This is a genomic window from Acinetobacter sp. AG1 (genome assembly GCF_001005525.1).
Taxonomy (GTDB): Bacteria; Pseudomonadota; Gammaproteobacteria; order Pseudomonadales; family Moraxellaceae; genus Acinetobacter; species Acinetobacter modestus.
Genome location: NZ_LBMZ01000117.1, coordinates 47,139 through 72,719, shown reverse-complemented (window position 1 = coordinate 72,719; position 25,581 = coordinate 47,139). Strand labels below are relative to the sequence as shown.

At 36.8% G+C, this 25,581-nt stretch carries 24 protein-coding genes and 1 pseudogene; 11 read left to right on the top strand and 14 right to left on the bottom strand.

Annotation, left to right across the window (positions count from 1 at the left end):
- Window positions 1-109: 109 nt before the first annotated feature.
- The gene (locus AAV96_RS12505) at window positions 110-508 is read left to right on the top strand and encodes an outer membrane protein assembly factor BamE (RefSeq protein ID WP_004663429.1); all 399 of its coding nucleotides are present in this window, start codon (window positions 110-112) and stop codon (window positions 506-508) included.
- Window positions 509-561: 53 nt separating this feature from the next.
- Here AAV96_RS12505 and AAV96_RS12500 read toward each other — a convergent pair whose 3' ends face one another.
- The 10 genes from AAV96_RS12500 to AAV96_RS12455 all read right to left on the bottom strand — a co-directional run bounded on the left by AAV96_RS12500 (window position 562) and on the right by AAV96_RS12455 (window position 10,671).
- Window positions 562-882 (bottom strand): RnfH family protein, encoded by a 321-nt coding sequence (locus AAV96_RS12500; RefSeq protein ID WP_046739535.1) that lies wholly within the window; start codon window positions 880-882, stop codon window positions 562-564.
- A complete protein-coding gene (locus AAV96_RS12495) occupies window positions 882-1,964 on the bottom strand; it encodes a membrane protein (RefSeq protein ID WP_046739534.1) in 1,083 nt (360 codons plus the stop codon). The genes AAV96_RS12500 and AAV96_RS12495 overlap by 1 nt, the downstream gene beginning before the upstream one ends.
- A 247-nt stretch (window positions 1,965-2,211) precedes the next feature.
- Window positions 2,212-2,667 (bottom strand): bacteriohemerythrin, encoded by a 456-nt coding sequence (locus AAV96_RS12490; RefSeq protein WP_004663432.1) that lies wholly within the window; start codon window positions 2,665-2,667, stop codon window positions 2,212-2,214.
- A 277-nt stretch (window positions 2,668-2,944) separates the two neighbouring features.
- A complete protein-coding gene (locus AAV96_RS12485) occupies window positions 2,945-3,793 on the bottom strand; it encodes a class II glutamine amidotransferase (protein ID WP_046739533.1) in 849 nt (282 codons plus the stop codon).
- A gap of 97 nt (window positions 3,794-3,890) precedes the next feature.
- The gene (locus AAV96_RS12480) at window positions 3,891-4,667 is read right to left on the bottom strand and encodes a GNAT family N-acetyltransferase (RefSeq protein WP_046739532.1); all 777 of its coding nucleotides are present in this window, start codon (window positions 4,665-4,667) and stop codon (window positions 3,891-3,893) included.
- 113 nt (window positions 4,668-4,780) lie between these two features.
- Window positions 4,781-5,680, bottom strand: coding sequence for an acetylglutamate kinase (argB, locus tag AAV96_RS12475; RefSeq protein ID WP_004663435.1), 900 nt, complete (start codon window positions 5,678-5,680; stop codon window positions 4,781-4,783).
- A gap of 13 nt (window positions 5,681-5,693) precedes the next feature.
- Window positions 5,694-7,115: a phosphomannomutase/phosphoglucomutase gene (locus AAV96_RS12470; RefSeq protein ID WP_046739531.1), complete on the bottom strand. Its 1,422-nt coding sequence runs from the start codon at window positions 7,113-7,115 to the stop codon at window positions 5,694-5,696.
- Between the two features lie 191 nt (window positions 7,116-7,306).
- Window positions 7,307-7,759, bottom strand: coding sequence for a dUTP diphosphatase (gene dut / locus AAV96_RS12465; RefSeq protein ID WP_004663437.1), 453 nt, complete (start codon window positions 7,757-7,759; stop codon window positions 7,307-7,309).
- Between the two features lie 23 nt (window positions 7,760-7,782).
- Window positions 7,783-9,822 (bottom strand): DNA helicase Rep, encoded by a 2,040-nt coding sequence (gene rep, locus AAV96_RS12460; RefSeq protein ID WP_004663438.1) that lies wholly within the window; start codon window positions 9,820-9,822, stop codon window positions 7,783-7,785.
- A 183-nt stretch (window positions 9,823-10,005) separates the two neighbouring features.
- Window positions 10,006-10,671, bottom strand: a complete 666-nt coding sequence (locus tag AAV96_RS12455; protein ID WP_004663439.1) for an OmpA family protein — start codon at window positions 10,669-10,671, stop codon at window positions 10,006-10,008.
- A gap of 389 nt (window positions 10,672-11,060) precedes the next feature.
- On the opposite strand from AAV96_RS12455, the gene AAV96_RS12450 reads away from it, so the two are divergent.
- From AAV96_RS12450 to AAV96_RS12425, 6 genes are all read left to right on the top strand, one after another.
- Entirely contained in the window at window positions 11,061-11,978 is a 918-nt protein-coding gene (locus AAV96_RS12450; protein ID WP_046739530.1) for an acyltransferase, read from the top strand.
- 24 nt (window positions 11,979-12,002) lie between these two features.
- The gene (locus AAV96_RS12445; RefSeq protein ID WP_046739529.1) at window positions 12,003-13,061 is read left to right on the top strand and encodes a hypothetical protein; all 1,059 of its coding nucleotides are present in this window, start codon (window positions 12,003-12,005) and stop codon (window positions 13,059-13,061) included.
- 118 nt (window positions 13,062-13,179) lie between these two features.
- A complete protein-coding gene (minC, locus tag AAV96_RS12440) occupies window positions 13,180-13,899 on the top strand; it encodes a septum site-determining protein MinC (protein WP_046739528.1) in 720 nt (239 codons plus the stop codon).
- A gap of 65 nt (window positions 13,900-13,964) precedes the next feature.
- Complete coding sequence (gene minD / locus AAV96_RS12435) at window positions 13,965-14,777, top strand: septum site-determining protein MinD (RefSeq protein WP_004663447.1); 813 nt, start codon at window positions 13,965-13,967, stop codon at window positions 14,775-14,777.
- A gap of 2 nt (window positions 14,778-14,779) precedes the next feature.
- Window positions 14,780-15,052 (top strand): cell division topological specificity factor MinE, encoded by a 273-nt coding sequence (gene minE / locus AAV96_RS12430; RefSeq protein WP_004663449.1) that lies wholly within the window; start codon window positions 14,780-14,782, stop codon window positions 15,050-15,052.
- A gap of 125 nt (window positions 15,053-15,177) precedes the next feature.
- Window positions 15,178-15,465: a PA4642 family protein gene (locus AAV96_RS12425; protein ID WP_005158274.1), complete on the top strand. Its 288-nt coding sequence runs from the start codon at window positions 15,178-15,180 to the stop codon at window positions 15,463-15,465.
- Between the two features lie 43 nt (window positions 15,466-15,508).
- Here the strand turns inward: AAV96_RS12425 and rhtC are convergent, their stop codons facing one another.
- From rhtC to AAV96_RS12410, 3 genes are all read right to left on the bottom strand, one after another.
- Window positions 15,509-16,126, bottom strand: a complete 618-nt coding sequence (rhtC, locus tag AAV96_RS12420) for a threonine export protein RhtC (protein WP_004663452.1) — start codon at window positions 16,124-16,126, stop codon at window positions 15,509-15,511.
- Between the two features lie 94 nt (window positions 16,127-16,220).
- On the bottom strand, window positions 16,221-17,432 hold the full coding sequence (locus AAV96_RS12415; RefSeq protein WP_004663453.1) for a hypothetical protein: 1,212 nt from the start codon (window positions 17,430-17,432) through the stop codon (window positions 16,221-16,223).
- Between the two features lie 23 nt (window positions 17,433-17,455).
- Window positions 17,456-20,542 (bottom strand): DNA translocase FtsK, encoded by a 3,087-nt coding sequence (locus tag AAV96_RS12410; RefSeq protein WP_046739527.1) that lies wholly within the window; start codon window positions 20,540-20,542, stop codon window positions 17,456-17,458.
- A 282-nt stretch (window positions 20,543-20,824) separates the two neighbouring features.
- Between AAV96_RS12410 and trxB the strand changes: the two genes are divergently transcribed.
- The 4 genes and pseudogenes from trxB (at window position 20,825) to AAV96_RS12390 (ending at window position 25,096) form a co-directional block, all read left to right on the top strand.
- A complete protein-coding gene (gene trxB, locus AAV96_RS12405; RefSeq protein WP_004663455.1) occupies window positions 20,825-21,775 on the top strand; it encodes a thioredoxin-disulfide reductase in 951 nt (316 codons plus the stop codon).
- 103 nt (window positions 21,776-21,878) lie between these two features.
- Window positions 21,879-23,435: pseudogene (locus AAV96_RS12400) on the top strand (class I SAM-dependent methyltransferase).
- An 87-nt stretch (window positions 23,436-23,522) separates the two neighbouring features.
- Window positions 23,523-24,254, top strand: a complete 732-nt coding sequence (gene aat, locus AAV96_RS12395; RefSeq protein WP_046739526.1) for a leucyl/phenylalanyl-tRNA--protein transferase — start codon at window positions 23,523-23,525, stop codon at window positions 24,252-24,254.
- Between the two features lie 26 nt (window positions 24,255-24,280).
- Window positions 24,281-25,096 (top strand): arginyltransferase, encoded by an 816-nt coding sequence (locus AAV96_RS12390; protein ID WP_046739525.1) that lies wholly within the window; start codon window positions 24,281-24,283, stop codon window positions 25,094-25,096.
- On the opposite strand, the gene rimI is transcribed toward AAV96_RS12390, so the two are convergent.
- On the bottom strand, window positions 25,082-25,543 hold the full coding sequence (gene rimI / locus AAV96_RS12385) for a ribosomal protein S18-alanine N-acetyltransferase (RefSeq protein WP_205625870.1): 462 nt from the start codon (window positions 25,541-25,543) through the stop codon (window positions 25,082-25,084). The two genes, AAV96_RS12390 and rimI, sit on opposite strands and share 15 nt — an antisense overlap.
- Between the last annotated feature and the right edge of the window lie 38 nt (window positions 25,544-25,581).

The following is a 25,581-nucleotide window of genomic DNA, read 5'->3' as shown; positions in this document are numbered from 1 at the left end:
AAAAAGGTCTCTCAACAAATCTTAAGTTGGAATAGGCAATAGAGTTTAGATGCAGTATGATCTATCCTTGAACCAAATGCATCATCATTTATCAGGATAGTGTAGCAAAATGCAAAAAATCATGCTGGCGTTATTCGTCACTTCAGTACTTAGCGGTTGTTCAGTCTTTGGTGTTTATAAAGTCGATATTCCACAGGGAACACCATTAACTAAAGCACAAGCATCACAAGTACAAGTCGGCATGAGCTTTCAGCAAGTCCGTTTCTTACTGGGTAGTCCAACTGTTACAGATCCATTAAATCCATTACGTTGGGACTATATCTACAACTACACCCCTGGTACTTATGCTAAAAAAGCAAAAATACCAGCAGTACGCGGTCAACACTTAAAAGTTTATTTCGATGCGAATGGCAATGTAGAACGTCTAGAAGGTTTAGATACAATTCCCGAATCACAACCTGGTTTACCAGCATCAAAAGAAGCGATTCTGACTGCGCCTCCACTATAAATAGTTTCCAAAAAAAAGAAACCCCTCACCGAATCATTCGTGAGGGGTTTTATTTATGAACTTGATGGTCTAAAACGATTACCCTTAATAAAACGCCCAACGGGGTTCTTTGCGGCACGCTTGCGTCGAATATCTTTAGGATTAATCGTTAATGGACGATAAATCTCTACTCGATCACCCACTTGCAAAACAGTATCTACCTCAATCTTGCTACCAAATATCCCAAGATTTAAAACCTCTGGAAGTTTTACCTGCTCTGCTAAACCACTTACATCAATCGCTTGTTGTGCAGTCATTCCTTCATTGAATGGAACACCAATCATAAATTGCTGTTCAGGTGTCGCAAATGCAACCCAAACTTGTTTCTGTTCCATTATAAAACTTGCCCAATAACTGCGACAATCGCAATCAAAATTGAAAGCGGTAAAACTAAACGTACCGCAATACGCCATACGTTATAAAATAATTCATTACTAAAACCCATAGCTTTACGAAGATGGCTAATCTTCATAATCCAGCCTGCAAAAACTGCATAAATCAAACAAATCACTAGTCCCCAAATCATCAATAGAGTATTAAAAATTTGTTCAACTTGTGGCACAGCCCAAACTGCAATTGCCGCGAGAATAATGCCCCATTGAATAATGATTGCAAGTTGGCGTTGTGCTAACTGCTCTTTAGCAAATTGGATCAATAATGCAGCAGACATTATCGCAGCAAAAACCCACGCTAATGCTGGAAGTTGCGCTTGGGTAGAGAAGAAACCAAATGCAATGACAGCAATAAGCTGCGCGACCCAGATCGGAAAGACTGAACTTGTGACCGCTTGTTGTTTCTTCACTGTCGCTAAACTACTTTGCCAATACAATCCTAGACCTAGACCACTTGCGACTAAAGCAAGCACTGTAGCATTGCCCCACTCTTTAAACTCAATACCTGTCCAGTGCCAAGTAGTTAACTGAGTTCCCATCACATTTGCACCAATGAAAGCAGCAATGACTCCAATTGTTGTAAGTCCAATTAAAAATTGGCGTGGTATAAAAGATAAACCAAGCGCTATAACGGCAAAAACAGCGAAAAGGATTTGAACAGGAAGATTTAATGCAAGCTGCTCAGTCACAATGTGAGCAGATGTATTTATCATACTTCCTGCAAAGAAAGGAACAAAAACAACTGCGAACCAACCTACTAAACGCCATTTCGGGGAAGCATCAGCATCACGCGTTAAAGTAGAAAGGGCTTGTAACGCGGTCATCTGTGAACGTTTCGCTAAGGCAATTTCAAGAAAACCAATCGGTAGTGCTAATAAAAGCATGGTTCCTAGCCACAATAACCAAAAATCAAATTGACGATCAATTTGAATACCCACAGTTGGTGCTAATGTGCTAATCATGACAAAAGATAAGCAAAACGCCATCACTGGTGTAAGCCAGCGTGACAGAGTTGTGTCCTGCATACTGCATTCCTTAAAAAGCTTTGAACTCATTGTGCTTCTTTATGGAGCTTACAATGAAATATTCAATCTATTTTGCCTTTGTCACGTCTGAAAATCAAAACAAAAGATATCGAAAGAAAAAGGCAAATCACCATAAAGATGACTTGCCGCGCCTAGTTATTATTATATTAAGTTGACCTCTTATTTTTCACTCATACTCACCTTATTATTTTTTATAATAAGAGGTCTTATTATTTTTATTATTTCATTAAGCAAAGAATCTTGAGAACCAATTCTTTCCTTTTTTCTTTTCATTTTCTTTAATAATTCCAATCATATTTTCTCTCACTGCACCTACATAATCTGCATCATCATGGCGAATATGATTAATTAACCATTTAGAGAGAGCTTCATGCAATTCTTTATCAATTTCATGACCCAGTTCAAAGCGCTCACGATAAGCCTCTATTTTTTTGATAAATAAGTCATGCACACGCTTGTGAGGTACACGATACTTATAGTTTGCTTCTTCTTGTAAACTTTCTTCAAACGTAAAATGTGATTGTGTATAGTCAATAATATTATCTAATACACTTTTCATTTTTACACGATCATGGGAATATTTTAAATCAGCGATTTCATTAATATAATCCAGAATACGTCGATGTTGATCATCGATTACCTCTATTCCTGTATTATATTCGGTAGACCATTTCATGCCCATATCGATTCCTAAAACCAATGTGATTTATTGAATAAGGACATAATATCGACTAAGTAATTAAATAAAAACACAGCATTTTTGTCAGATTTTAAATATTTTCAATAAAATAAATTAACCTATTGTTTTATATTTATTTAAATATTTTACCCAATCAAAACACTCAAGTATTTTTTAACCAATTTTAAAACCAAGTTCATAATGGAATTTAAATATAAAAGTTAAGGAATTCATATTATAAAAAAGGTATATATCATGTATTAATTTTGATTATACCTAATTAATATTGATCTGCTTTGGTAATTCGTTTTAACAGTGGATTGTCTGCTTCTCGAATTAAACGTTCAACACGTGTTAGTGCATATTTAATGGGTTTCCCATGCTGAAATAAAATCATTTCGCCTGGCTGATATGCAGTCCATGATTCATTATGTGTGAGCGGTTCCGTCGTGATAACAGCAACACGATCTTCAGGTGTCGTTACCTCGCTAAAATCTACTTTGACGTCTAAATCAATTAAATGCGCAGGTTGAAATGGATATTCTCTTACTAACCAATGCAGTTTAGTTGTCGCATAACTAAATAATGCTTGCCCATTGGATAGGCAAAAATTAAACGTACCATGCTCAGCAATTTCAGGAGAAATTCGTTCTAACAGAGAAAAAACTTTCTCTATACACGGTTCTGTATATCCAAACGCTTCAACCATTTGATCTAATAAATAACAAAAAGCACGTTCGCTGTCTGTATTACCGACAGGTTCAAAGCGACCACTAAGCTGAGGATTAAAATCGTGTAGATCACCGTTATGCGCAAAAATCCAATGTCGCCCCCATAACTCACGTAGAAATGGATGTGAATTTTCTAGCGTAATTTTGCCTTGTGTTGCTTTTCGGATATGTGCAATCACATTACGAGATTTAATAGGATAATTACGAACTAAATCTGCAATTGGTGATTCAACTGCAGATTGATTATCAACAAATAAGCGACATGCTTTGTCTTCAAAAAATGCGATACCAAAGCCATCACAATGATCAGATGTAACGCCAGCTCGTTGAGAAAATCCACGAAAGGAAAAAGTAATATCTGTTGGTGTCGCGCAATTCATTCCTAATAGCTGGCACATATCTTCTAACTGTCTAACATCTAAGCCTATTGTGCATGAGGTTTAGATATCTTGTAAATCTCAATATGTGCTCAGTATTAGCCTAACAATGATATAACTATCGCTGCACCATTTTATTCATGACAAAAGAAGTCGCGATCTTATTAATTTCTAAGAAAACAAAATAATCTAAACATTTGAAATCTTCATCATAAAATGCTTGTTTAGAGAGCTTAGATTGCATACCTAGATATGTATCAAATAATTTTGGCATCCGTTCATCTTGTGGGAAACTATATTCTGGTCTCTCAGGTTCGAATGCGCGTTTTGAACGAATATCAATAATTTGGTGATCACCCAATTGCTGAATCTGACGATGAGTGTAATAGGCACGCGCTAAATTATCTTCAAGATGAATACTGACACATCCCATAAGGTACTTAGCACGCATTGACCACAACACCTTTGGCACCAAATTTAACCAGAGCATTGATAAAGCTTTTCCAGAACGGAATTGTGGATGTACGCAGGTACGACCTATTTCTAGAATACTTGGTAAATGCGAAAAGTTAGGTACAACATCAAACTCTTTAGCGCTATAGCTTTGCCCAATCTCGTGCCCCTGAAATAATTTAAGGCGTGTATAGGCAACAATTTCACCAGTCCATTTCTCACGTAATACAGCATGCTCGCAACCAAAGTCATAGAGATCTTGATCGAGACCATCTTCAAAAGAGATACCAAATTGATGAGAGAACTGATTTGCTCTAAATCTTTGTACTTCTTGTAATTCTTTTAGATTGTCCACCCACCCAAAACGAAATTGATTTTGTGATGGTTTTTGGCGTAAAGGTGAAGTTAATGTCTGACGATAATGATTTAATTTTTCTAGCATAATGAAAGCTCCTTATGTCTAGAGTTACCTTAAATCGATTAAATGACATTGAAATGACTATAACGTGAACAGATCATGACGAAAAAAAGACCTCAATGAGGTCTTTTTAATCTTTAGTGCTTCGCACGATTGGTAATCAGCGTTCCAACCCCATGGTCAGTAAAGATCTCTAATAATGTTGCATGAGGTACACGACCATCTACAATATGTGCACTCACGACACCACCTTTGACCGCGTCTAATGCACAACCGACTTTTGGAATCATACCACCGTAGATGACACCTGTTTCAATTAAACGATCTACTTCTTGTGTACTTAATCCGGTTAATAAGTTTTTATTTTCGTCTAATACACCTGTGATATTAGTCAAAAGAATCAATTTCTCAGCGCCTAATGCTTCTGCAACTTTTCCAGCGACGAGATCAGCATTGATATTATAAGTATTCCCTTCTTCATCCACACCTAATGGTGCGATCACAGGAATAAAATCACCTTGGGTAAACATTTCCAACACATCGGTTTTAACGCCTGTCACTTCACCGACCATACCCAAATCAATTTGAGAAATTGAGCCATCAGCTTCTTGTTTTTCCATCAGCAATTTACGGGCACGAAGTAAATTACCATCTTTACCTGTTAAACCAATTGCACGACCACCATGTTGGTTAATCAGATTAACAATCGATTTATTGACACTACCACCTAACACCATTTCTACCACTTCCATCGTGGCTTGATCAGTAACGCGCATCCCATCAATACGATCAGACTCTTGTCCTAAACGTTTTAATAAAGAGTCAACTTGCGGACCACCACCATGTACAACAATTGGATTTAAGCCCACTGTTTTTAATAACACAATATCACGCGCAAAAGAGCTTTCAAGCTCTGGATCAGTCATTGCATTGCCACCATATTTTACAACCAACGTTTTACCTGCAAAACGTTGAATATACGGCAAAGCTTCAATCAAAATTTTTGCTTTATCAATGCCGATATGCTCATGTGGCATGCGTGTCTCCTTATTAAGCTTGTGCGAGTTCTTGTGCAATTTGCGGATATTGCTCTTGCATCATAGAAACAAATTCTTGGCGGATTTCACTTAATCGGCTTGGATTATCTGCATCAAAACGAACTGTGAAATACTCACCCGTATTAGATGCTCGAATAATGCCAAAACCATCATCAAAATCAAGTCTTACACCATCTATTTTACTTAAATGAGCACCTAAACGATGACTTTGAATTTCAATATCATTTAAAACTTGTTTAGGGTTTATATCATGGGTACTGATATAGGTATCTTCAGTACAATAACGTTCAGGGTAAATTGCTAATAAAGCAGAAAGGTTTGCTTTATCTGATTGAGTCAGGTATTCCATGACTCTTAGCGCCGCATATAGACCATCGTCATAACCAAAACCACGACCATCATTAAATACATAATGACCCGCATACTCTCCCCCAAATACGGCATTGCCTTTTGATTGAGATAAATATGCGCGCAAGAAACTACTTCCTGTACGAATCATTTTGGCTTGGCCATGAAGCTTTTGTACCGTCTCGGCCACCATTTGTGAACATTTCACATCAAATACGATTTCTTTTTGAGGATGCTGTTTTAAACAAATTTGTGCGAATAAAGACAATAAGCGGTCTGGACTAATAATATGGGCAAGCTCATCCAGAATAACGACTCGATCACCATCACCATCCAAGGCAATACCAATATCTGCTTTTTCCAAAAGGATAGCCGCTTGCAACTGTTTTAAATGTTCCGCATGTGATGGATCAGGTGCATGGTCTGGGAAAGTGCCATTTGCCTCACATCGAATCGCAATAACTTCGCACCCTAACTTTTCTAAGACGAGTTTTGCACAACGACCTGCTGAACCATGTAAACCATCTAATGCAACTTTTAAAGGGCGTTTTAACTGAATATCACTTAATAATGATTGTTGATATTTTAAACAAAATTCAGGAATAATATGATGCGATAATTCTTGTAGATCACTATTTTTTCCAATTTTTTCTGAGACAAATTGAGCTGCTAAACCGACCTGCTGAATAATCTCAGGGCTAGGTGGTTCTCCTTGTAAAATCCATTTAATTCCATTATCAGATTTAGGATTATGGCTTGCAGTTACCATAATTCCGTTCCCACCAAAATCACGCGCGATATAGTACATCATGGGCGATGAGCAACATCCAATGTTAGTAACTGTTAAACCCTCTGTTTGAAAAATTTGTTGAATAATATTGGCATAAGTTGGACTGGTTAGACGTGCGTCATACCCAATAACGACTTGATATTGTCCTGCATTTTTATATTGTTGTGCTAAAGCATAGCCAATTGAATGAATTACACGAGGTGTTAGATGATTTAATTTTCCGCGAATATCATAAGCACGAAAAATATTCAGAGGAAATGTATATTTTGTATTCACAGTGAACCCCTATTTTTATAATCATTAGCTGATTCAAAAAACAGAACTATTAAGAAATTAGTTAACCCTTGTTCAGAAAAATTAAAATAATTTGTCAGCTGCTTTTTAATACAAATCCAAAGAACAATCAATATCAAAAATGCAATGCTTTTAAGCAAAGCATTGCATTTAAATTGATAATGAAAGCAGTATTAGTGTTGACCTGTATGTCCAAAACCACCTGCACCACGTTCAGTCGCAACAAATTCTTGCACTTGTTCAAATTCAGCTTGTACTACAGGAACTAAAACGTATTGAGCCAAACGTTCACCTGGTTCTAATCGGAATGTACTTTGCCCACGATTCCAAACAGAGATCATCAATTCACCTTGATAATCGGAATCAATCAAACCGACCAAGTTTCCTAATACAATACCATGTTTATGACCAAGACCTGAACGCGGTAAAATTAAACCTGCAAAGTTTGGATCTTCGATATAGATTGCTAGACCTGTTTTGACTAAGACCGTTTCACCAGCCGCAATATCAATTGCAGTATCTAAACAGGCACGTAAATCTAAACCAGCTGAACCCGTTGTGGCATAAGAAGGCAACGCCCATTCTTGACCTAAACGAGCATCTAATACTTTAACTTGAACTTTCATTACAACTTCCTACTTACTATTTCTTAACGTTTCAATAATGCTTTTAAATTCGCGAGATATTGCTGAGCTTGCTCTTTCGGATCAACATTCGGTGCGAGTTTCTTTTTACGACCGTGCCACTCTAGATCATCTTGTGGCAATTCGTCTAAGAAACGGCTTGGTGTCATTTGACGCATTTGACCACCGTTTTTACGCTGCTCAGCAAGTGTCAAGGTTAGCCCTTGTCTAGCACGGGTAATACCCACGTACATTAAACGGCGTTCTTCTTCAATGGTTTCTGAAGCAATCGAGTTTTTATGTGGTAATAGCTCTTCTTCCAAGCCAATCATATACACATAAGGAAATTCCAATCCTTTTGCAGCATGTAGCGTCAATAAGTTCACTTTATCCGTGTCCTCTTCTTCTTGCTGCTGCTCTAACATATCGAGCAATACCAGTTTACGAATCACACTTTCAATATTCTTTTCATCAACATCATCAGTACGATTAATCAGATTTTGGATACTGGTATAGAGGCTCTCAATATTATCGATTTTGGTTTTTTCTTGAGCAGGTGTTGCTGCTTGCTCACGCACGTAATCGATGTAGCCTGCCTCGTTAATCATTTGACGAACTTTAGGTACAGGCTCATCATCATCTAACAATTCACGGGTAAATGTTGCGATAAAGTCAGCAAACTCATGTAATTGAGTCGCAGCTTTCTTAGGCAATACCATCGACAGTCGTTGATCAGAAGAAGCTGTTAATAACGATAAAGTATTTTCTTGTGCGAATAATCCTAGTTTCTCTAAAGTGACAGGCCCAATTGCACGCTTCGGTGTATTAATAATTCGTAAGAAAGCACTATCATCTTCTGGATTAATAATGAGGCGTAAATAGCTCATCACATCTTTAATCTCAGCACGAGCAAAGAACGATTGCCCACCCGATAATTTATATGGGATTTGCATTTGACGTAGCTGCGTTTCTAATACACGTGCTTGGAAATTACCACGATATAAAATGGCATAGTCTTTCCAATTTTTACCATTCATCAATTTATGCGTGATGAGATCTTTAACAACACGTTCCGCCTCATCATCATCATTCAAACATGTGATCACACGGATATTCTCACCATGTCCTTTATCACTCCACAATTTTTTATCAAAAATATGTGGATTGTTTTCAATTACGGCATTAGCCGCTTTTAGAATACGACTGGTTGATCGGTAATTTTGCTCAAGTTTAATGACTTTTAAATTATGAAAATCTTCTTTTAATAAAGCCATATTCTCAGGCTTTGCACCACGCCATGCATAAATAGATTGATCATCATCACCTACGGCGGTGAATTGCCCCATCACACCAACGAGAAGTTTTACAAGGGTATATTGAGCAGTATTGGTATCTTGATATTCATCTACCAGTAAATAGCGAACACGATTTTGCCATTTGTCTCTGACTTCAGCATTCTCTTGCAGCAAACGCGTTGGCATCACAATTAAATCATCAAAATCAACGGCATTATAAGCACGCAGATTACGTTCATAGAGTTGATATAAATGTGCTAACTGTACATCGTCAACTGTTTCACACGTTGAATGGGCTTGCTCTGGTAAAACTAAGTCATTTTTCCAATCAGAAATTTTCTTCATCGCTTTAGCGATGAGTTCTTTACTTTCTGCACCCGACATATTATCGCGCTGCATTAAGTCCATCAGAATTCGTTTGCAGTCGTCTGCATCTAAAATCGAAAAATTAGCTTTAAGAGGTAAGTTTTTTAATTCTAAACGTAATAAATTTAAACCAAAGGTATGGAAAGTCGAAACTGAGAGCCCTTTTGCTTCTTCACGTGACAATAACTTACCGACACGCTCCTTCATTTCACGTGCGGCTTTATTGGTAAAGGTCATAGCAGTAATACGATGTGCTGGAATACCACATTGCTGTACTAAAAAAGCAACTTTTCGTGTAATAACTGAGGTTTTACCTGAACCCGCACCTGCGAGCACCAACAATGGCCCTTGAACATATTTCATCGCTTCAAGTTGCTTGTCATTGAGTTGACTGGCAGATGACATCTCGTAATACCTCTCACGTTTTCGAGCATGATTATAGACATCTCTGTTTTAGAATCCCAATAGTAAATCTTGGGATATGTATAAATTATGATGCCTTATACAAATAACACGCCATAGTTTGTCGCAAGCTGTTCGACACAATAAAAAAACCACCCGAAGGTGGTTTTTTTAAATCAGTAATAATTACTGTTTTGCGTAAATGCTAATTTCTACACGGCGGTTTTGTTCTTTACCAGCAGCAGTTGCATTTGAAGCGATTGGATTAGAAGAACCTAAACCTTGCGCATCAATACGGCTACCTGAAACACCTTGACCAGCTAAATAATTTTTAACTGACTGAGCGCGTGCTTGAGATAATGGAATATTGATTGAATCATTGCCCGTATTATCTGTATAACCTGTTACAAGAATCGCACTCTTGTTATCTTCAGCCAACACTTGTGCAACTTTGTTTAAAGTGCCGTAGAAGTTAGGTTTAATATTTGATTTATTGGTATCAAATGTAATGCTACCCGGCATGATCAATTGAACAGAACCATCTGGATTACGACCTACATCAACACCTGTACCTGCCATTTGCTCACGTAATTTTTTCTCTTTGTTATCGAGATATAAACCACTTGCACCACCAAGAATCGCACCTATTGCAATTGCACGGTTGTTTTGGCTGCTGCTACCGTTGTTAATACCTTTAGAAACACCGTAACCAGCTGCCGCACCAATTAAAGCACCTAGAGCAGATTTGTCGTATGAAACACCACCAATATCGTTACCTTGGCCACTCATTGTTTGGCAACCAGAAAGTACCAATCCAGCCCCTACTAATGTTGAAATTACTAATGCACGCATTGCGTAGCTCCTGTCTATGTATTTTGTTGTCTGAACAAATAATGAATGAGAAAATCAAGCCAGACCATTGATATTTTGTTAATAATAAACAGTTTATTTATATTTTTGTAATATTTTGATGCACTTTTCTTGATCTTATACTCACATTCTCTCCACTGTTTATTGTTTTACATAAAACCACGTTTATGAGATATGTGTCACATTATTGAAAATTAAGTAATCATCTAAGTCTTCTATGGTAAAAATTTTAATTTCCCAGATTCTGTATCTATAATTACTGGAATATATGAAAATTGTGAACATTTAAAAATATACAGTTGTATTTAAATATCTGTTGTTTATAGTTAAAAGGACTGTTTTATCGAAAATTAGCACTCAAGGTTTGATTTATGTCTACCACAAATAAAAAAGCATCGTTATTAGAAAGGGTAAGTAAAGGACTTACTGTTGGTTCTGTGATCACAGGAAGTACTTTTTTACATGGTCCTCCTGTTCTTGCTCTTGGTTTTACAAAATTATTTAAAAAATCAAAAAAAGTCGATGAAACCAATATTCAGTTGGCGAATAGTTGGATTGGCGTAAATAATCAACTGATTGAAAAAGTCTTACCAAATCTTAAATGGGAAATCAGTATTGATGAAAAGCTCGATCTGAATTTAAAAGGTCGTTATATAATGATTTGTAATCATCAAAGTTGGGTTGATACCACAGTAAATCAATATTTTGGTCTCACGCGTATGCCACTCACCCGCTTCTTTACCAAGTGGGAACTCATCTTTATTCCTTTTGTCGGGCAAGCCTTTAAGATTTTGGGTTTCCCAATGATGAAACGTCACTCAAAGGAACAAGTGGCTAAAAACCCAGAACTGAAACATCGCGATATGTTGGAAGCGCGTAAAGCCTGCGAACAGCTCTTAAGTCAGCCTTTTACACTACTCAATTATCTTGAAGGCACTCGCTTTACCGCAGAAAAACAAGCAAAACAGCAATCACCCTACCAAAACTTACTTAAGCCAAAAGCAGGTGGCTTGGCATTGGCTTTAAACATCTTAGGCGATAAGATTGATGCTTTGGTTGATATGACAATTGTCTATCCTGATGGTGCACCAGATTATGGTGATTTCTGGCTAGGTGATGTTTCACGTATTGCTGTGGATTTGCGTAAAATAGAAATTCCAGATTGGGTGCTTGGTGGAAATTATGAAGATGATCCAATCTACCGCGAACGCTTCCAGCAATGGGTCGACCAAATTTGGACAGAGAAAGACCAACTGATTTCACAGATGAAGTCTAAATATTATCAATAGTCTGATTAGGAATTGACTGACCACATGACTCAGCAGGACTCACAACAGAACTCTAAATATAGCCTTGTAAATCCTAACAGTAAGTTTTTCAAACTGTTTCTTGTTTATGACATTTTCATGGTTTTTATTATAGTTTTTAATTTGTTCTGCTTAGGCATGAACTTTTTTCTAATGAGTAATATTGGAGCGTGGTTTTTTAATACGATCCATTTAGCCAGTGTACTTGAGTTCTATCGTAGCTATCTGCACCCTTGGGTGATTATCACCGAAGCATGGTTTATTATTTTTTTAATCGCTGAACTTGCCGTGCGATGGGCAATTGCGATTGTGAATAAACACCATGCTCGTTGGTGGTTTTTTCCATTTATTCATTGGTATGAAATCTTAGCGATTATTCCCCATTTACGTTTTCTACGTTTATTCCGCGCAGGTATCATTGCCTATCGTTTACATGAACTAGGTTATAAAGTCGTTCCAGATAATATTCGAATTAAGGCACTTTTTTATTACAGTGTCGTTATGGAAGAATTATCAGATCGTGTGGTGATTACAGTTATAGATGGCGTGCGACAGGAGTTGGAAACCAGTTCAAGTCATAAAGATATTATTCATGACTTAGTGGATCATCATCGTCAATTATTTACTGTCGCCCTTTCTTCCCTATTGCAAGAATCTTTAGCAAAAACGCTACAAGCACAACAACCGATCATTACGCAAAAAGTAGGCATTATTGTTAATCAAGCAATTGAGGATACGCCTGAGCTGACTCAATTATTACGTCTAATCCCAATCGTAGGTGGGCGAATTGAACAGCAAATTCAAAGTATAGGGCAACGTTTGGGTGAAAATATCAGTGCAGGTTTAATTGAGCCGTTTACCAATGGATCTGTAAATCAACCCAATGAGAATTATTTATTTATTGCAGAAAAAATCAGTGAATTGAATATTGATAATAAATACTTAGAAGAATTGGTCGAATCAGTAGTATTTGAAAGTCTTGCAGCCATACGAAAACAAGTCAAAGTCAAACAATGGCAGCAAACTTTACGTGAATATGATCAATTGGATAAAAAAGCAGAATGATTACAAGAAAATTTACCAATCTAGCTAGAGAATTCCTGTAATTTGTTCTAGCATTTGCTTTTATTTACAACATGCTTTAACACAATAGAGTGCTTAAAAAAGCCCTTAAGGATAAATTATGGCTGATATACGGATTACGGGCAGAATGGTGAATTTTAGTCGATTAACATTCGACACAAATGACCATAATGCGATCCGCCAGCAACTTACAAGCACCCTCAATGAAGGTTCCTATCTTGGAACCTTAGTCATTATTGACAGTACCGTTGAACAAGAACTGATTGCCTTAATTCAATTGCTGATTGATCTTGGCTTACAGCCAATGGCGGTAATTGATGGAATTTTAGGTGATGAAGCTCGGGCGATCCAATTTCCTGTACTGCCTGCTGATCAACCTTTACAGCGTATCAAAGCATCAAAAGAGCAAGTCGTTGCTCACGCACCTGAAAAAAATACTGAAACTCCAGAAATACAAACACCACAAAAACAAACACCGACTACGCATATCACCTCGTATCATGATGAGATTTTGCGTACTGGACAATGTTTGGTACAAGATCAAGGTGATATTATCCTGAATGCGGGTATGAATAGTGGCTCTGAAGTCATTGCGTCTGGAAATATTCACATTTATGGCAATGCTCGTGGTAGAGTCATTGCAGGTGCAGGTGGACACACTTCAGCTCGAATTTTTTGTCATTCACTAGAAGCAGAGTTAATCTCGATCGCAGGGACATATTGTGTCGCAGATGATATTCCTAAAGATATGATCAAAAAACCCGTACATATTTATTTAAATAACAAGCAAGAGCTTGAATTTGAAGCCTTACAGTTTTAATTTAACTTATTAAACACCCAAAAAGCCCTTTTAGGGCCGTATGACCATAAATAGGAGTGGATTCGGTGGCCAAAATTGTTGTCGTAACGTCAGGCAAAGGTGGTGTAGGTAAAACTACAACAAGCGCATCTTTTGCAACAGGTTTAGCCCTACGTGGTCATAAAACTGTTGTGATTGATTTCGATGTAGGTTTACGTAATCTTGATTTGATCATGGGCTGTGAACGCCGTGTCGTTTATGACTTTGTCAATGTCATCAATAATGAAGCTCGCTTACAACAAGCCCTGATTCGTGATAAAGAAATCGAAAACCTATACATTCTTCCAGCATCTCAAACACGTGATAAAGATGCTTTGAGTGATGAAGGTGTTGCACGTGTCATTGATGAACTATCTCAAGAGTTTGATTACATCATCTGTGACTCACCAGCAGGTATTGAACGTGGTGCAATTTTAGCAATGTACCATGCTGATGAAGCAATCATTGTGACAAACCCAGAAATTTCATCAGTTCGTGACTCTGATCGTATTATTGGTATGCTTGATAGCAAAACTAAAAAAGTAGAACACAATGAAGGGCGTATTCGTAAACATTTATGTATTACACGTTTCAATCCGGAACGTGCTGATAAACAAGAAATGTTAACGATTGATGATATTTCAAAAGATATTTTACGTGTTCCGACTTTGGGTGTTATTCCTGAGTGCCCAAGCGTACTTCAAGCATCGAATGAAGGTAAGCCTGTTATTCTTTATGACGAAGCAAAAGCTGGTCAAGCCTACGATGATTTAGTCGCTCGTTTCCTTGGCGAAGATCGTCCTTATCGACACATTGCAGTACAGCCAAAAGGTTGGTTAGCTAGACTATTTGGAGCGTAATTATGGCAGGATTCTGGAGTAAACTTTTTAGCAGTGATGAAAAACCATCAAGTGCACAAACTGCCAAAGATCGCTTAAAAGTTATTGTTGCATCTGAACAAGGTTTAGGTCGTCGCTTAAGCCAAGACAAAATTGACCAAATGAAAAAAGAAATCATGCAAGTGGTCAGTCGTTACGTTCGTGGTGTAGATGAACAGCACATTCAAATGCAAGTTCGTTCAGAAGCAAATATCGAAATGTTAGAAATGAATATCAATTTACCTGAAGATCGATAGAAGTTTTTTCATTAGCGATTTTTCGCAAATAAAGGCAAAATACATTGCGACTGAACAAAGCCATGCTTTGTTAATTATTCAGTCCCGTATTTTGCCTTTATTATTTTAAGACTGAGGAGATTGTCATGGCATTATCACAGCCAGCAACTTTCAATGAAGAATGGTCAGATGAGCGTGTTTTTGCCTACCTCAACCAACTTCCACCAGCAGATGTTAATGCTGACTTCCATGTGCTCTATCATGCTTTCAAACATATGCGTCCTTTCGACTATGAGCGCTTGATTACCAAATTTTTAGCTGATGGTCGTGATTTAAATGCGACTAATCCTGAAGGACAGCGTATTCATGACGTGATTGCTCAATTTCCACGTCAGAAAGATGGTTTCTTAGAAGTCTTAGCAAAATTTGCTTAAGATAAAAAAGCCTGCTTACAGCAGGCTTTTTTATCTCTTTATTTTATCGACTACCAATCAAATAAACGCCCAGTAAGGTAAAAATCCCACCAGAAATACCATCAATCCATTTTGCAAAATTTTGATATGCTGTTCTAAATGTAGGTAATGAGAATACAAACGCTACCACTAAGAACCATAGCAAGGTCTCTATCGCAATAATAATAAAAAGCAAAGAGTGATGCTGATCAAATAAAGGATTGGCTAAGAATAATGAAAATACACTACCAAAATAAATCACTGCTTTAGGATTCGATAAGTTAGTCAGTAAACCTTTCATAAAAAACAAATAAGGCGACTGTGGTAATACTATCTGTTTGATGCTTTGCTCACCTTTTGAAAAAGCTGAACGAAGCATTTGGTAGCCCAACCAACATAGATATAAACCACCAGCGACTAAAAGGCCTTGTTTTAGCCAAGCCATCTTTTCAAAAATAATATTCAGTCCCATCAATGCTAAAAGTGACCAGACCATTGCCCCCAAGCAAATACCAAATGCAACCAATACCGCATCCTTACGAGAACGGCTGACAGCAGTTTGAGAGACTAAGAAGAAATCAGGTCCTGGAGTGATAAGCGCACAAAAATGAATAAAAATGAGTGTACATAATGCAACAAACATAAGTAAGCCTAATTTTTTACAATTTATATAGAGTAAATTAAAGAAAATATTTCTACCGTAAAATTAAAGTAATCTTTTCGTAATTGTTTAAAACTTAATTCTCTTGGAAATATTCAGGATAATCCTTTTTCAACTGTTCCATATACTTGTGCTCTCGCTCTTTCATTAACTCATCTTCTGTACCTTTTGCAAAAGCAAGGCAATTTTCATATGCATACTCATTCTTCCAATTATTAAGATCATGAAATGATATTCCTTGGAAGATTTCAGATGTAAATTTTTTATCTTTAACTTGACATGATATATAGATATAGTTGGCAAAATTCCATTGATCTGGGTATTTTTTTAAAACTTCTCTTACTGATTTACGAAAATATTGCCAATCTATATATGATTCTTTTCTTAAGTTATCTATTTCCATATTGTCTGCAACAACCCAATATATTCTAGAATAGATTGCAGTACCTTCTTTGGCATTCGTTTTTGATACAGCAAAATGAGCAAATTTTTCTATTTGCTCATAGTCTCCTCCCCATTTAGGAGAGTAATGATAAACTACCGCATTAAAATAGATTGGATAATAATAAGGAAAACGATTAGTAGCATTCTCTAATGCTCTTTTATATTCTAGCTCAGAGTTATTCAAAAAATTTTTTACATCCAAGTTAATTACATGCCATTCAGGATCTACATTAGATAAACTTGGTATTTTATGATTTAAATAATCATTAGCTTTAGTTAGATATGTATTCCATTGCTTTAAGTTTTCTGTTGATACAGTTGAAATATATCCTTCGCCTCGATATTGCCAAGCCCTTGCTAAAAGTAATTTGGCTTTTAAAATTTCAGGCAGTGCGATATCAGGGTATTCTGAACTCCATTTTGATATTTTTTTATAGTGAGACTCCCACATCTTTTTTGACTTTTCTTCCTCTTTAATAGTAAGAATTTTGTCAAAACTATCATAAAATATTGTTAGTTTCCATAAACCACTTGACGTTCGTTCTTCACTTTTTAAAAGTTGAATATAAATTTTATTCAACTCATCAAATTTGTTATTTTCAAACAATACTTGAATATCTTTCTGAAAATTTTGCCTATCTAATATTTCATTATTTCTAACCCTACTCACATCATATTGATGAGTTTTCTCATCAACTTCTACAATATCAGATCTATGATTTTTCTTATTAATTTCTAAATTATCAGATTTCATCTGATTTGCATGAGTATTATCGCACCCACAAAATAAAATCCCCGCAAAAATATAAATGGAAATTTTAAAAAAATTTAAGGTATTTTTCATTTTAATCCGATATATAAAAAATTTTAAACTAGAATATCACGCTTACCGTTTGCTCCCATTGAACTTACGATCCCGTTCTCTTCCATTTGATCAATAATTCGTGCAGCTCGGTTATACCCCAAACTAAATTTACGTTGTAATGATGATGTTGAAGCCTTGCGCGTTTCAAGTACAAAAGAAACACACTGATCATAAAGTGCATCACGATTAGGATCACCATCACCATCTTCAAAACCACGTGAGGTCGGTTCTTCATCAAATGGGGTTAAGATTTCATCAACATAATCAGGCTCACCACGTTCACGCCAAGCGTCACAGATGCGGTTCACCTCATCATCACTAATAAACGCACCATGCACACGCTCAGGTTCGATTTTACCTGGCCCTAAGAATAGCATGTCACCGTGCCCTAATAGATCTTCTGCCCCGCCTGCATCAAGGATTGTTCGAGAGTCAATTTTACTATTTACACGTAATGCAACACGTGTTGGGATATTCGCTTTAATCAAGCCTGTGATGACGTCAACTGATGGACGTTGTGTTGCAAGTAGTAAATGAATACCTGCCGCACGAGATTTCTGTGCAAGCCGAGTAATCATCTCCTCAGCTTTTTTACCAACTTGCATAATCATGTCAGCGAATTCATCTGCAACAATCACAATCGATGGTAAAGGAGCTAATCGTGGTGCACGCTCCCCTACAACTGAATCACTGGCTTTCCAAGTTGGATCAATCAAATCGTCACCATTGGCAATCGCTTCTTCCACTTTGCGGTTATAGTCAGCCAATTTACGAATTTTTAGAAAAGACATTAGCTTATAACGACGTTCCATTTCATTTACACACCAATTCAATGCGCTTACAGCATCTTTCATATCAGTAACAACAGGTGTTAATAAATGTGGAATATCATTGTAGTTAGCTAATTCAAGCTGTTTTGGGTCGATTAGAATTAAACGCAATTGATCAGGCGTGTATTTTAACAACATTGATAAAATCATTGAGTTAACAGCTACTGACTTACCTGAACCAGTTGTTCCCGCAACTAACATATGCGGTGCTTTGCCCAAATCAGTAATCACAGGATTACCTGAAATGTCTTTACCCATCGCCATCGAAAGTAAACCCGCTGGGTCTTCAAATGCAGGTGTCTTTAACAACTCAATCAGTCGAACCATTTCGCGGCTGCTATTTGGTACTTCAATACCGATATAAGGTTTTCCAGCAATCACCTCAACCACACGAACAGATGCCATTGACATTGAACGTGCTAAGTCACGCGAAATATTGGTAACTTTAGATGCTTTTACACCCGGTGCAAGATCTAGTTCAAAACGTGTCACGACAGGCCCAGGTTGAGCCTCCACCACTTGAGCTTTGACATTAAACTCTTGTAATTTAATTTCTAGAAGTTCAGACAAACGAGCTAATTGTTCAGCTGTAAAGTTCACCTTTTTATTCGGATCTACCTCGTCCAATAATTCTAAACCTGGCAAAGTTGGTAAATCACGACGTTTTTGAGCCACTTGCATCGCACGAGACATTGGGCGACCAAATGAATCTGTTAACGGCGCGTCTAAATCAAAATCATCTTCGATATCAAAATTTTCTTCAACTTTACCCGCAGTTTCTTGCCATGCTTCAATAAATGCTTCTTTTGATAAACTTTCTTTAGGTGTTTCAATCTCAATAGGTGCTTTTACAAAAGCCGAAGACTGCGCGTAGCTCGAAGTTTGCAATACAGATTGCTGTTGTTTGTCTTCAATTAACAAATCTTCAAATTCATCAAAGCCTTCATCCAAAATACTTTGCTTATCATCAGAGATCATGTTTTTGATCGTATGATGCAACTGAACTGCCTTTTCTTGCGGTACAGATTGAACTTCTGTTGAATCTAACTCAATATCAAAGTCAATTTCATCACTTTCATTTTTAACCGTTGATCGCGTTTCTTGAATAAATGGCTTGTGTACATCCGTAGCCGTTTTACTATTAGGAACAGCAGCCAATAATTCATCAAATATTTGGTCATCATTCCAATCGACTGGACTCTGATGAGGACGTTGCGCTGCCACAGAAGAAACTTCCGTTGCTGCATTTACATATTGAGATGAAGGATTTATAGCATCATCTGCCGCTCGCAAAAGTGCATCAATTTCTTGTTTATGGCTCGCATCATCATGTTGTAATGCACGCCATACTTCACCTGTTTGAATTAAACGCTGACTATCGGCTTCAAGTTGATGTGCTTGTTTTAAAGTTTGCTCAAAATCTTCTGTTGATAATACTTCTTGTGATTGAACACTTTGCTGTTCTTTGGCAACAACATCAGCAAATAGTTTTTCGGCTAATAATTGATGATGTGAATTGTCTGTCGATGCTGTTTTAGCTGCAATGCTGTGCTGTGCATTTTGGGCTGTATCATTCGCCTCTACAATATTTGAATCAGCCGCTTGGACTGGAGCTTTTTGCTTTATCGCTGGTGTTTCTGTTGAGGCTAATTGTTCAGTCAAATCATAAGCAGATTCGTGTTGAGGTATATTTTTATAGAACAAATCTTGTAAAGATGCTGGCGTATTTTTTAATGTTGCCCAAGTTTTATTCCATTGAATACCAAAAGCTAAAGTGAATAATAAAATACTAAAAGCAAGTAAAAAAAATGTTGCACCATAAATGGTTAAAAGTTGAGAAAGACTCTGACCTAACTCATAACCAATAATGCCACCTGCTGCATTTTCTAAAGTATCTGCTGGAACATTCCAATGTAGATACAACAAACTAGAAATGGACAGAATCAAAAAGAACTGTGCTGCATAACGAAATGGGCGATTTAAAAAACTTCTAGGCCACCACACTTGAATTGCTTCGATGAATAGAAATAAAGGAATGAACAAACTTGCCCACCCTAAAAAACCGAATAACAAGTCTGCGATCCAAGCACCAGCGACACCACTTGCATTTGAAACCTGTTGCGTATCACTGGAAATATGCATCCAACCCGGATCAAAAGGTGTGTAGGTTACTGTGGCAAGAAATAAATAAATGCCAAAAGAAATCAAAAATAATGTCATTAAAAAGCGTTGCGCATAAACACTTGACACCGCAGTCATATACAGTCCTGTAACCCAATTCGTTATTTGTTTGTATCTTTTAAGGCTTAAGCTACCTTAATCAATAAGTTTTACATTATGCACTCGTTCTTACAAAAAAGATGCACGATTGTTTACTGTTGTTGTTAACATCGACGGTTGATGCAAAACATCAATGAAAGATTAGTAAAAACTAATTATCATATAGCCCAATTCGATTAAGTATATCAATATTATCCAACCCACTCCCCTGTGGATTCACGTATAATTTTAACAGTTTCAATATAAAAAGGATGTTCTTTAATGAGCGCTCGTCACTCACGGTTAATTATTTTGGGTTCTGGTCCTGCAGGTTATAGCGCCGCAGTTTATGCAGCGCGTGCCAACCTTAAACCGACACTGATTGCAGGCTTGCAATTAGGTGGTCAATTAACAACGACCACTGAAGTTGATAACTGGCCTGGTGACCCTGAAGGATTAACTGGTCCTGTGTTAATGGAGCGTATGCAAGCTCATGCAGAACGTTTCGGTACAGAAATTGTCTATGATCACATCAACGAAGTGGATCTTAAAACTCGCCCATTTGTGTTAAAAGGCGATATGGAAGAATACACGTGTGATGCGCTGATTATTGCTACAGGCGCAACAGCACAATATTTGGGTCTTGAATCTGAAGCTGCATTTATGGGTCAAGGTGTAAGTGCTTGTGCGACTTGTGATGGTTTCTTCTATAAAAACCAAAATGTGATGGTTGTAGGCGGCGGTAATACTGCTGTTGAGGAAGCACTTTATTTATCGAATATCGCTGCTCACGTTACTTTGGTTCATCGCCGCGATAGCTTGCGTTCTGAAAAGATTTTACAAGATCATCTTTTTGCTAAAGAAAAAGAAGGTAAAATCAGTATTATTTGGAATCATCAAGTAGATGAAGTTCTAGGTGATAAAACGGGTGTAACTTCTGTTCGCATTAAGTCTACACAAGATGAAACAACACAAGATATTCAAGTACAAGGTCTATTTGTCGCAATTGGACATAAACCGAATACAGGAATGTTTGATGGTCAATTAAACCTACGTGATGGTTATATTCAGGTGCACAGTGGAACTGCTGGTAATGCTACAGCAGCTTCAATTGAAGGTGTATTTGCAGCTGGTGATGTAGCAGATAGTATCTATCGTCAAGCAATCACTTCAGCAGGATCAGGCTGTATGGCAGCGTTAGATGCTGAAAAATATCTCGACAATTTGAAGTAATTTTTAAGAAACAAAAAACCACCAATTCTTTGGTGGTTTTTTATAAAAACATCCATACAATCAAAAACATGATAATTTAATAATAAGATTGGTGGTTTTTCGAATGACAACAACATGGACCAATGGCTATCAAACAGAAGTAAATTACACTTATGGTTATTACCGAGATCTCAGCCTTAATTTTCAAAAATTTTGCTTACTCCTTAATGGAATAGAAAGTCCTGAAGCTCAAGAGAATCAAACGCATTGTGAACTTGGCTTTGGTCAAGGTGTCAGTATTAATATTCATGCTGCAAGTAATGAAGCGCTCTTTTACGGCACTGACTTCAATCCAGCACATGCCGCTCATGCCAATCAACTCGCCGAAAAATGTAAAACTGAACATTATTTTTATGATGATAGTTTTGAGGAGCTACTCCATCATTCAGATTTACCAATGTTTGACTCTATCAGTCTACATGGCATTTGGAGTTGGATTAGTTATGAAAATCAATACATTATTTTAAAGTTTATTCGAAAATTTTTAAAACCGAATGGTATCGTTTACATCAGTTATAACTGTGTTACAGGTTGGGCAGCGAATATGCCAATTCGTGAACTGTTTCATAGCCATTTTAAATTCAATAGTAAAAGTACCAACCCACTACAAAAGGTGAATGAAGCACTCAAATTTAGTGATGAGTTGCTTAAACAAAATCCTATTTTTGCACAAAGAAATCCAAATGCTCTACAAAAAGTCGCAGATTTAAAACAACAAAATCCAAACTACTTAATTCATGAATATTTAAATCAAGATTGGTAATGCTTCTCCTTTCAACAGATTGTCAGAATTTGGGATGAAATTAAGCTTTCTTATGCAGGTTCGACAGATCTTAGTACTCATCTTGATAACATTAATTTTTCCGAAGAACATCAACAATTTTTAGCTGAGATTGAACATCCTATTTTTAAAGAGCAATGCCGTGATTATTTTGCTAATACGCAATTTAGACGAGATCTTTTTATTCGAGGAAAAAACAATTTAACACCACTTCAAATACAAGAACGACTACGTAATAAAGCTTTTATCTTATTAATAGCCAAAGAAAAATTACCGATTAATATTACTGGGCTATTGGGTACTTTTAATTTAATTGAAGACATTTATCATCCAATTGGTAATAAGTTTGCGGAGAAAAATTATCAGCCCTTAACAATTGCTGAATTGGAACAGAGTTTTCCTGAATTAAGTTATGCAAAAATCCTGAATGCGTTAGTCATTCTCTGCCATTTAGGTTTAGCTCAACCCTGTCAAACACTGACACCTAATCATGAAATCATACACAAATGCCATGAGATGAATCACTATTTATTAAGTCAAGCGAGTTTTCACCAAAATTATAGTGTGTTAGTAAGCCCACTAACCGGAATTGGAATTCCTACAGAACATTTTCATCAATTATTCTATCGTGCATATTTTGTAGATGGTTTAGAAACAGCTGCTGAATTCGCAGATTACGTTCAAAATGTAATTACTCAACTCGGTTGGCTGGTTTTGGATAAAGATGGCAATACCATTACAGATAAAGACCAAAGCATTCAAATGATTCAAATAAAAGCACAGCAATTTCTAGATAGCCAAAAACTTCAAATTGCAAAACAACTACGTTTATTCAATTAATGACAGTGCCAAGATGGGAATCGCTAGAGATTGCCATTCTGATCGAGTTCAGTTAGTTTAGAATTATTGTTATTTGCTCTTTTTGCTATGCAACAGCTTCCTTTATCACAATATATTTTTCCAAACCCTATCGAAGCTGATCCTGAAGGATATGGCTTTATTTGTATTGGCGCAGACTTATCACCTGCTACATTATTTGAAGCCTATACACATGGTCTCTTCCCTTGGTTTAACGAAGATGAACCAATTTGTTGGTGGAGTCCTGAACCACGGTGCATTATTGAGCCTCATGCATATAAACCCAGTAAATCACTGATTCGAAATATGAAAAAACATGATTATCGAATTACAGTGAATCATGCTTTTGAAGATGTAATACGCTCATGTTCACTCCCCCGTAGCTATGCAAATGAAACATGGATTAGTGAAGATATTATTGAAGGCTATTGTTCTCTATTTAAGGCAGGTTATGCCTACAGCATTGAGGTCTGGCAACAAGAAAAATTAGTTGGTGGACTATATGGCGTAACGATAGGTAAAGGCTGTTTTGGTGAATCGATGTTTAGTACAGAAACAGATGTCTCTAAAATGGCTTTCTATACACTTATGTTGATCGGTCAGGAAAATCAGCTTCCTTGGATTGATTGCCAACTGGTCAATGATCATCTTTTAAGCTTAGGTGCACGTACACTTTCTCGCCAAGTCTACCTAAAATCGTTACAAGATGTAATTATTAGCCCCTCTATCAATTGGAAAAGTTATCAAGAACGTGTATTTTCAAGTAAAACAATAGCAGTTTTTTCAAAATTAGACGGTTAATGGATTAACACCTTGGAGGGAGATTAATGAAATCATACCAACCCAAGTCCCTTTTAAATGACTTACAGTACTATATAACACCGCCACACGACTGCAGTTATCTCGATAACAAATCAGCTCGAATGGTATTTTTAGATCCAATTCACCGTATTGATGTGGTGACATTGTCTGAACTTTCGCGTGTCGGTTTTCGACGTAGTGGCGATTTTGTCTATCGACCAGAATGCCATTTATGTCGCCAATGTTTATCTTGTCGCGTTCCAATTCAAGAATTTAAAATGAATAGTAGCCAGAAGAAGGCATGGAAACGTAATCAAGATTTAAAAATGAGTATTTTGCCAACTTCGCAAGCCACTCAACAGCATTATAATTTGTATGAGCGTTATATTAACGAGCGTCATGCAGATGGCGATATGTATCCAGCAACATTAGATCAGTTTGAAAAATTCCTCGTTCACAGTTGTACAGAAAGTTTTTTCATCGAACTTTGGGATGATCAGAAACTTATTGCCGTTTCTACTTGTGACTTAATGGATGATGGTCTCTCTGCTGTATATACTTTTTTTGATCCCCAAGAACAACGTCGTTCATTAGGTGTTTTTGCGATTCTTAAACAAATTGAATATGTGAGCACTTTAAATTTAGATTACTTATATTTAGGTTATTGGGTGCCTCACTCAGCTAAAATGAACTATAAATCACAATATACGCCACTGGAATTATTATTAGATGGACAATGGCGTCGCCTTAACCGCCCACTCTCAGAAAAAGAGATTCATCAACTTGGAAATTCATTAATGACGACACTACCATCGGAGTGGGATAACTTAATTATTAAATAAAGCAGCAAAATCATCAGTGCATGTTTTGACCATAATCACAGCATCCTCTTTTGTACCATCTAAATTGGGATAATAATTTTTGCGTAAGTCTATTTGATGAAAATCCGTTTTTTCATACAAACGAATTGCAGCAAGATTGCTTTCACGTACTTCTAAAAAAATTTGAATCGGATTATTTTTTAAAAGTTGAATTGAATAATCTAACAACTCGTATCCAAGACCTTTGCCCTGTTGGCTTGGATGAATCGCCATCAGTAATAAATTGGCCTCATCTAGAACAGGCTGCAAAATACAGAACCCAACAACCTGATTCGACTGCTCATAGACCGTGCACTGATACGAAACTAAAGATTCTTGAAATTGTTGTTTCGTCCAAGGATGTGTTTGTACTAAACGTTCAATTGCAACAACACTGTCTAAATCGCTCTCTTGCATCAATCTAATCACGATCTATCACTCTATAAAATATTGATGCAGATTATCAG

Coding starts and splice junctions, on each gene's coding strand:
- minE (WP_004663449.1), top strand. CDS start 14,780: ATGGCAGGATTCTGGAGTAAACTTTTTAGCAGTGATGAAAAACCATCA.
- minC (WP_046739528.1), top strand. CDS start 13,180: ATGGCTGATATACGGATTACGGGCAGAATGGTGAATTTTAGTCGATTA.
- AAV96_RS12500 (WP_046739535.1), bottom strand. CDS start 882: ATGGAACAGAAACAAGTTTGGGTTGCATTTGCGACACCTGAACAGCAA.
- argB (WP_004663435.1), bottom strand. CDS start 5,680: ATGCCACATGAGCATATCGGCATTGATAAAGCAAAAATTTTGATTGAA.
- AAV96_RS12490 (WP_004663432.1), bottom strand. CDS start 2,667: ATGGGCATGAAATGGTCTACCGAATATAATACAGGAATAGAGGTAATC.
- AAV96_RS12425 (WP_005158274.1), top strand. CDS start 15,178: ATGGCATTATCACAGCCAGCAACTTTCAATGAAGAATGGTCAGATGAG.
- AAV96_RS12445 (WP_046739529.1), top strand. CDS start 12,003: ATGACTCAGCAGGACTCACAACAGAACTCTAAATATAGCCTTGTAAAT.
- rep (WP_004663438.1), bottom strand. CDS start 9,822: ATGTCATCTGCCAGTCAACTCAATGACAAGCAACTTGAAGCGATGAAA.
- AAV96_RS12450 (WP_046739530.1), top strand. CDS start 11,061: ATGTCTACCACAAATAAAAAAGCATCGTTATTAGAAAGGGTAAGTAAA.
- AAV96_RS12415 (WP_004663453.1), bottom strand. CDS start 17,432: ATGAAAAATACCTTAAATTTTTTTAAAATTTCCATTTATATTTTTGCG.
- AAV96_RS12390 (WP_046739525.1), top strand. CDS start 24,281: ATGAAATCATACCAACCCAAGTCCCTTTTAAATGACTTACAGTACTAT.
- AAV96_RS12505 (WP_004663429.1), top strand. CDS start 110: ATGCAAAAAATCATGCTGGCGTTATTCGTCACTTCAGTACTTAGCGGT.
- trxB (WP_004663455.1), top strand. CDS start 20,825: ATGAGCGCTCGTCACTCACGGTTAATTATTTTGGGTTCTGGTCCTGCA.
- dut (WP_004663437.1), bottom strand. CDS start 7,759: ATGAAAGTTCAAGTTAAAGTATTAGATGCTCGTTTAGGTCAAGAATGG.
- aat (WP_046739526.1), top strand. CDS start 23,523: ATGCAACAGCTTCCTTTATCACAATATATTTTTCCAAACCCTATCGAA.
- rhtC (WP_004663452.1), bottom strand. CDS start 16,126: ATGTTTGTTGCATTATGTACACTCATTTTTATTCATTTTTGTGCGCTT.
- AAV96_RS12495 (WP_046739534.1), bottom strand. CDS start 1,964: ATGCAGGACACAACTCTGTCACGCTGGCTTACACCAGTGATGGCGTTT.
- AAV96_RS12455 (WP_004663439.1), bottom strand. CDS start 10,671: ATGCGTGCATTAGTAATTTCAACATTAGTAGGGGCTGGATTGGTACTT.
- AAV96_RS12410 (WP_046739527.1), bottom strand. CDS start 20,542: ATGACTGCGGTGTCAAGTGTTTATGCGCAACGCTTTTTAATGACATTA.
- AAV96_RS12480 (WP_046739532.1), bottom strand. CDS start 4,667: ATGCTAGAAAAATTAAATCATTATCGTCAGACATTAACTTCACCTTTA.
- AAV96_RS12485 (WP_046739533.1), bottom strand. CDS start 3,793: ATGTGCCAGCTATTAGGAATGAATTGCGCGACACCAACAGATATTACT.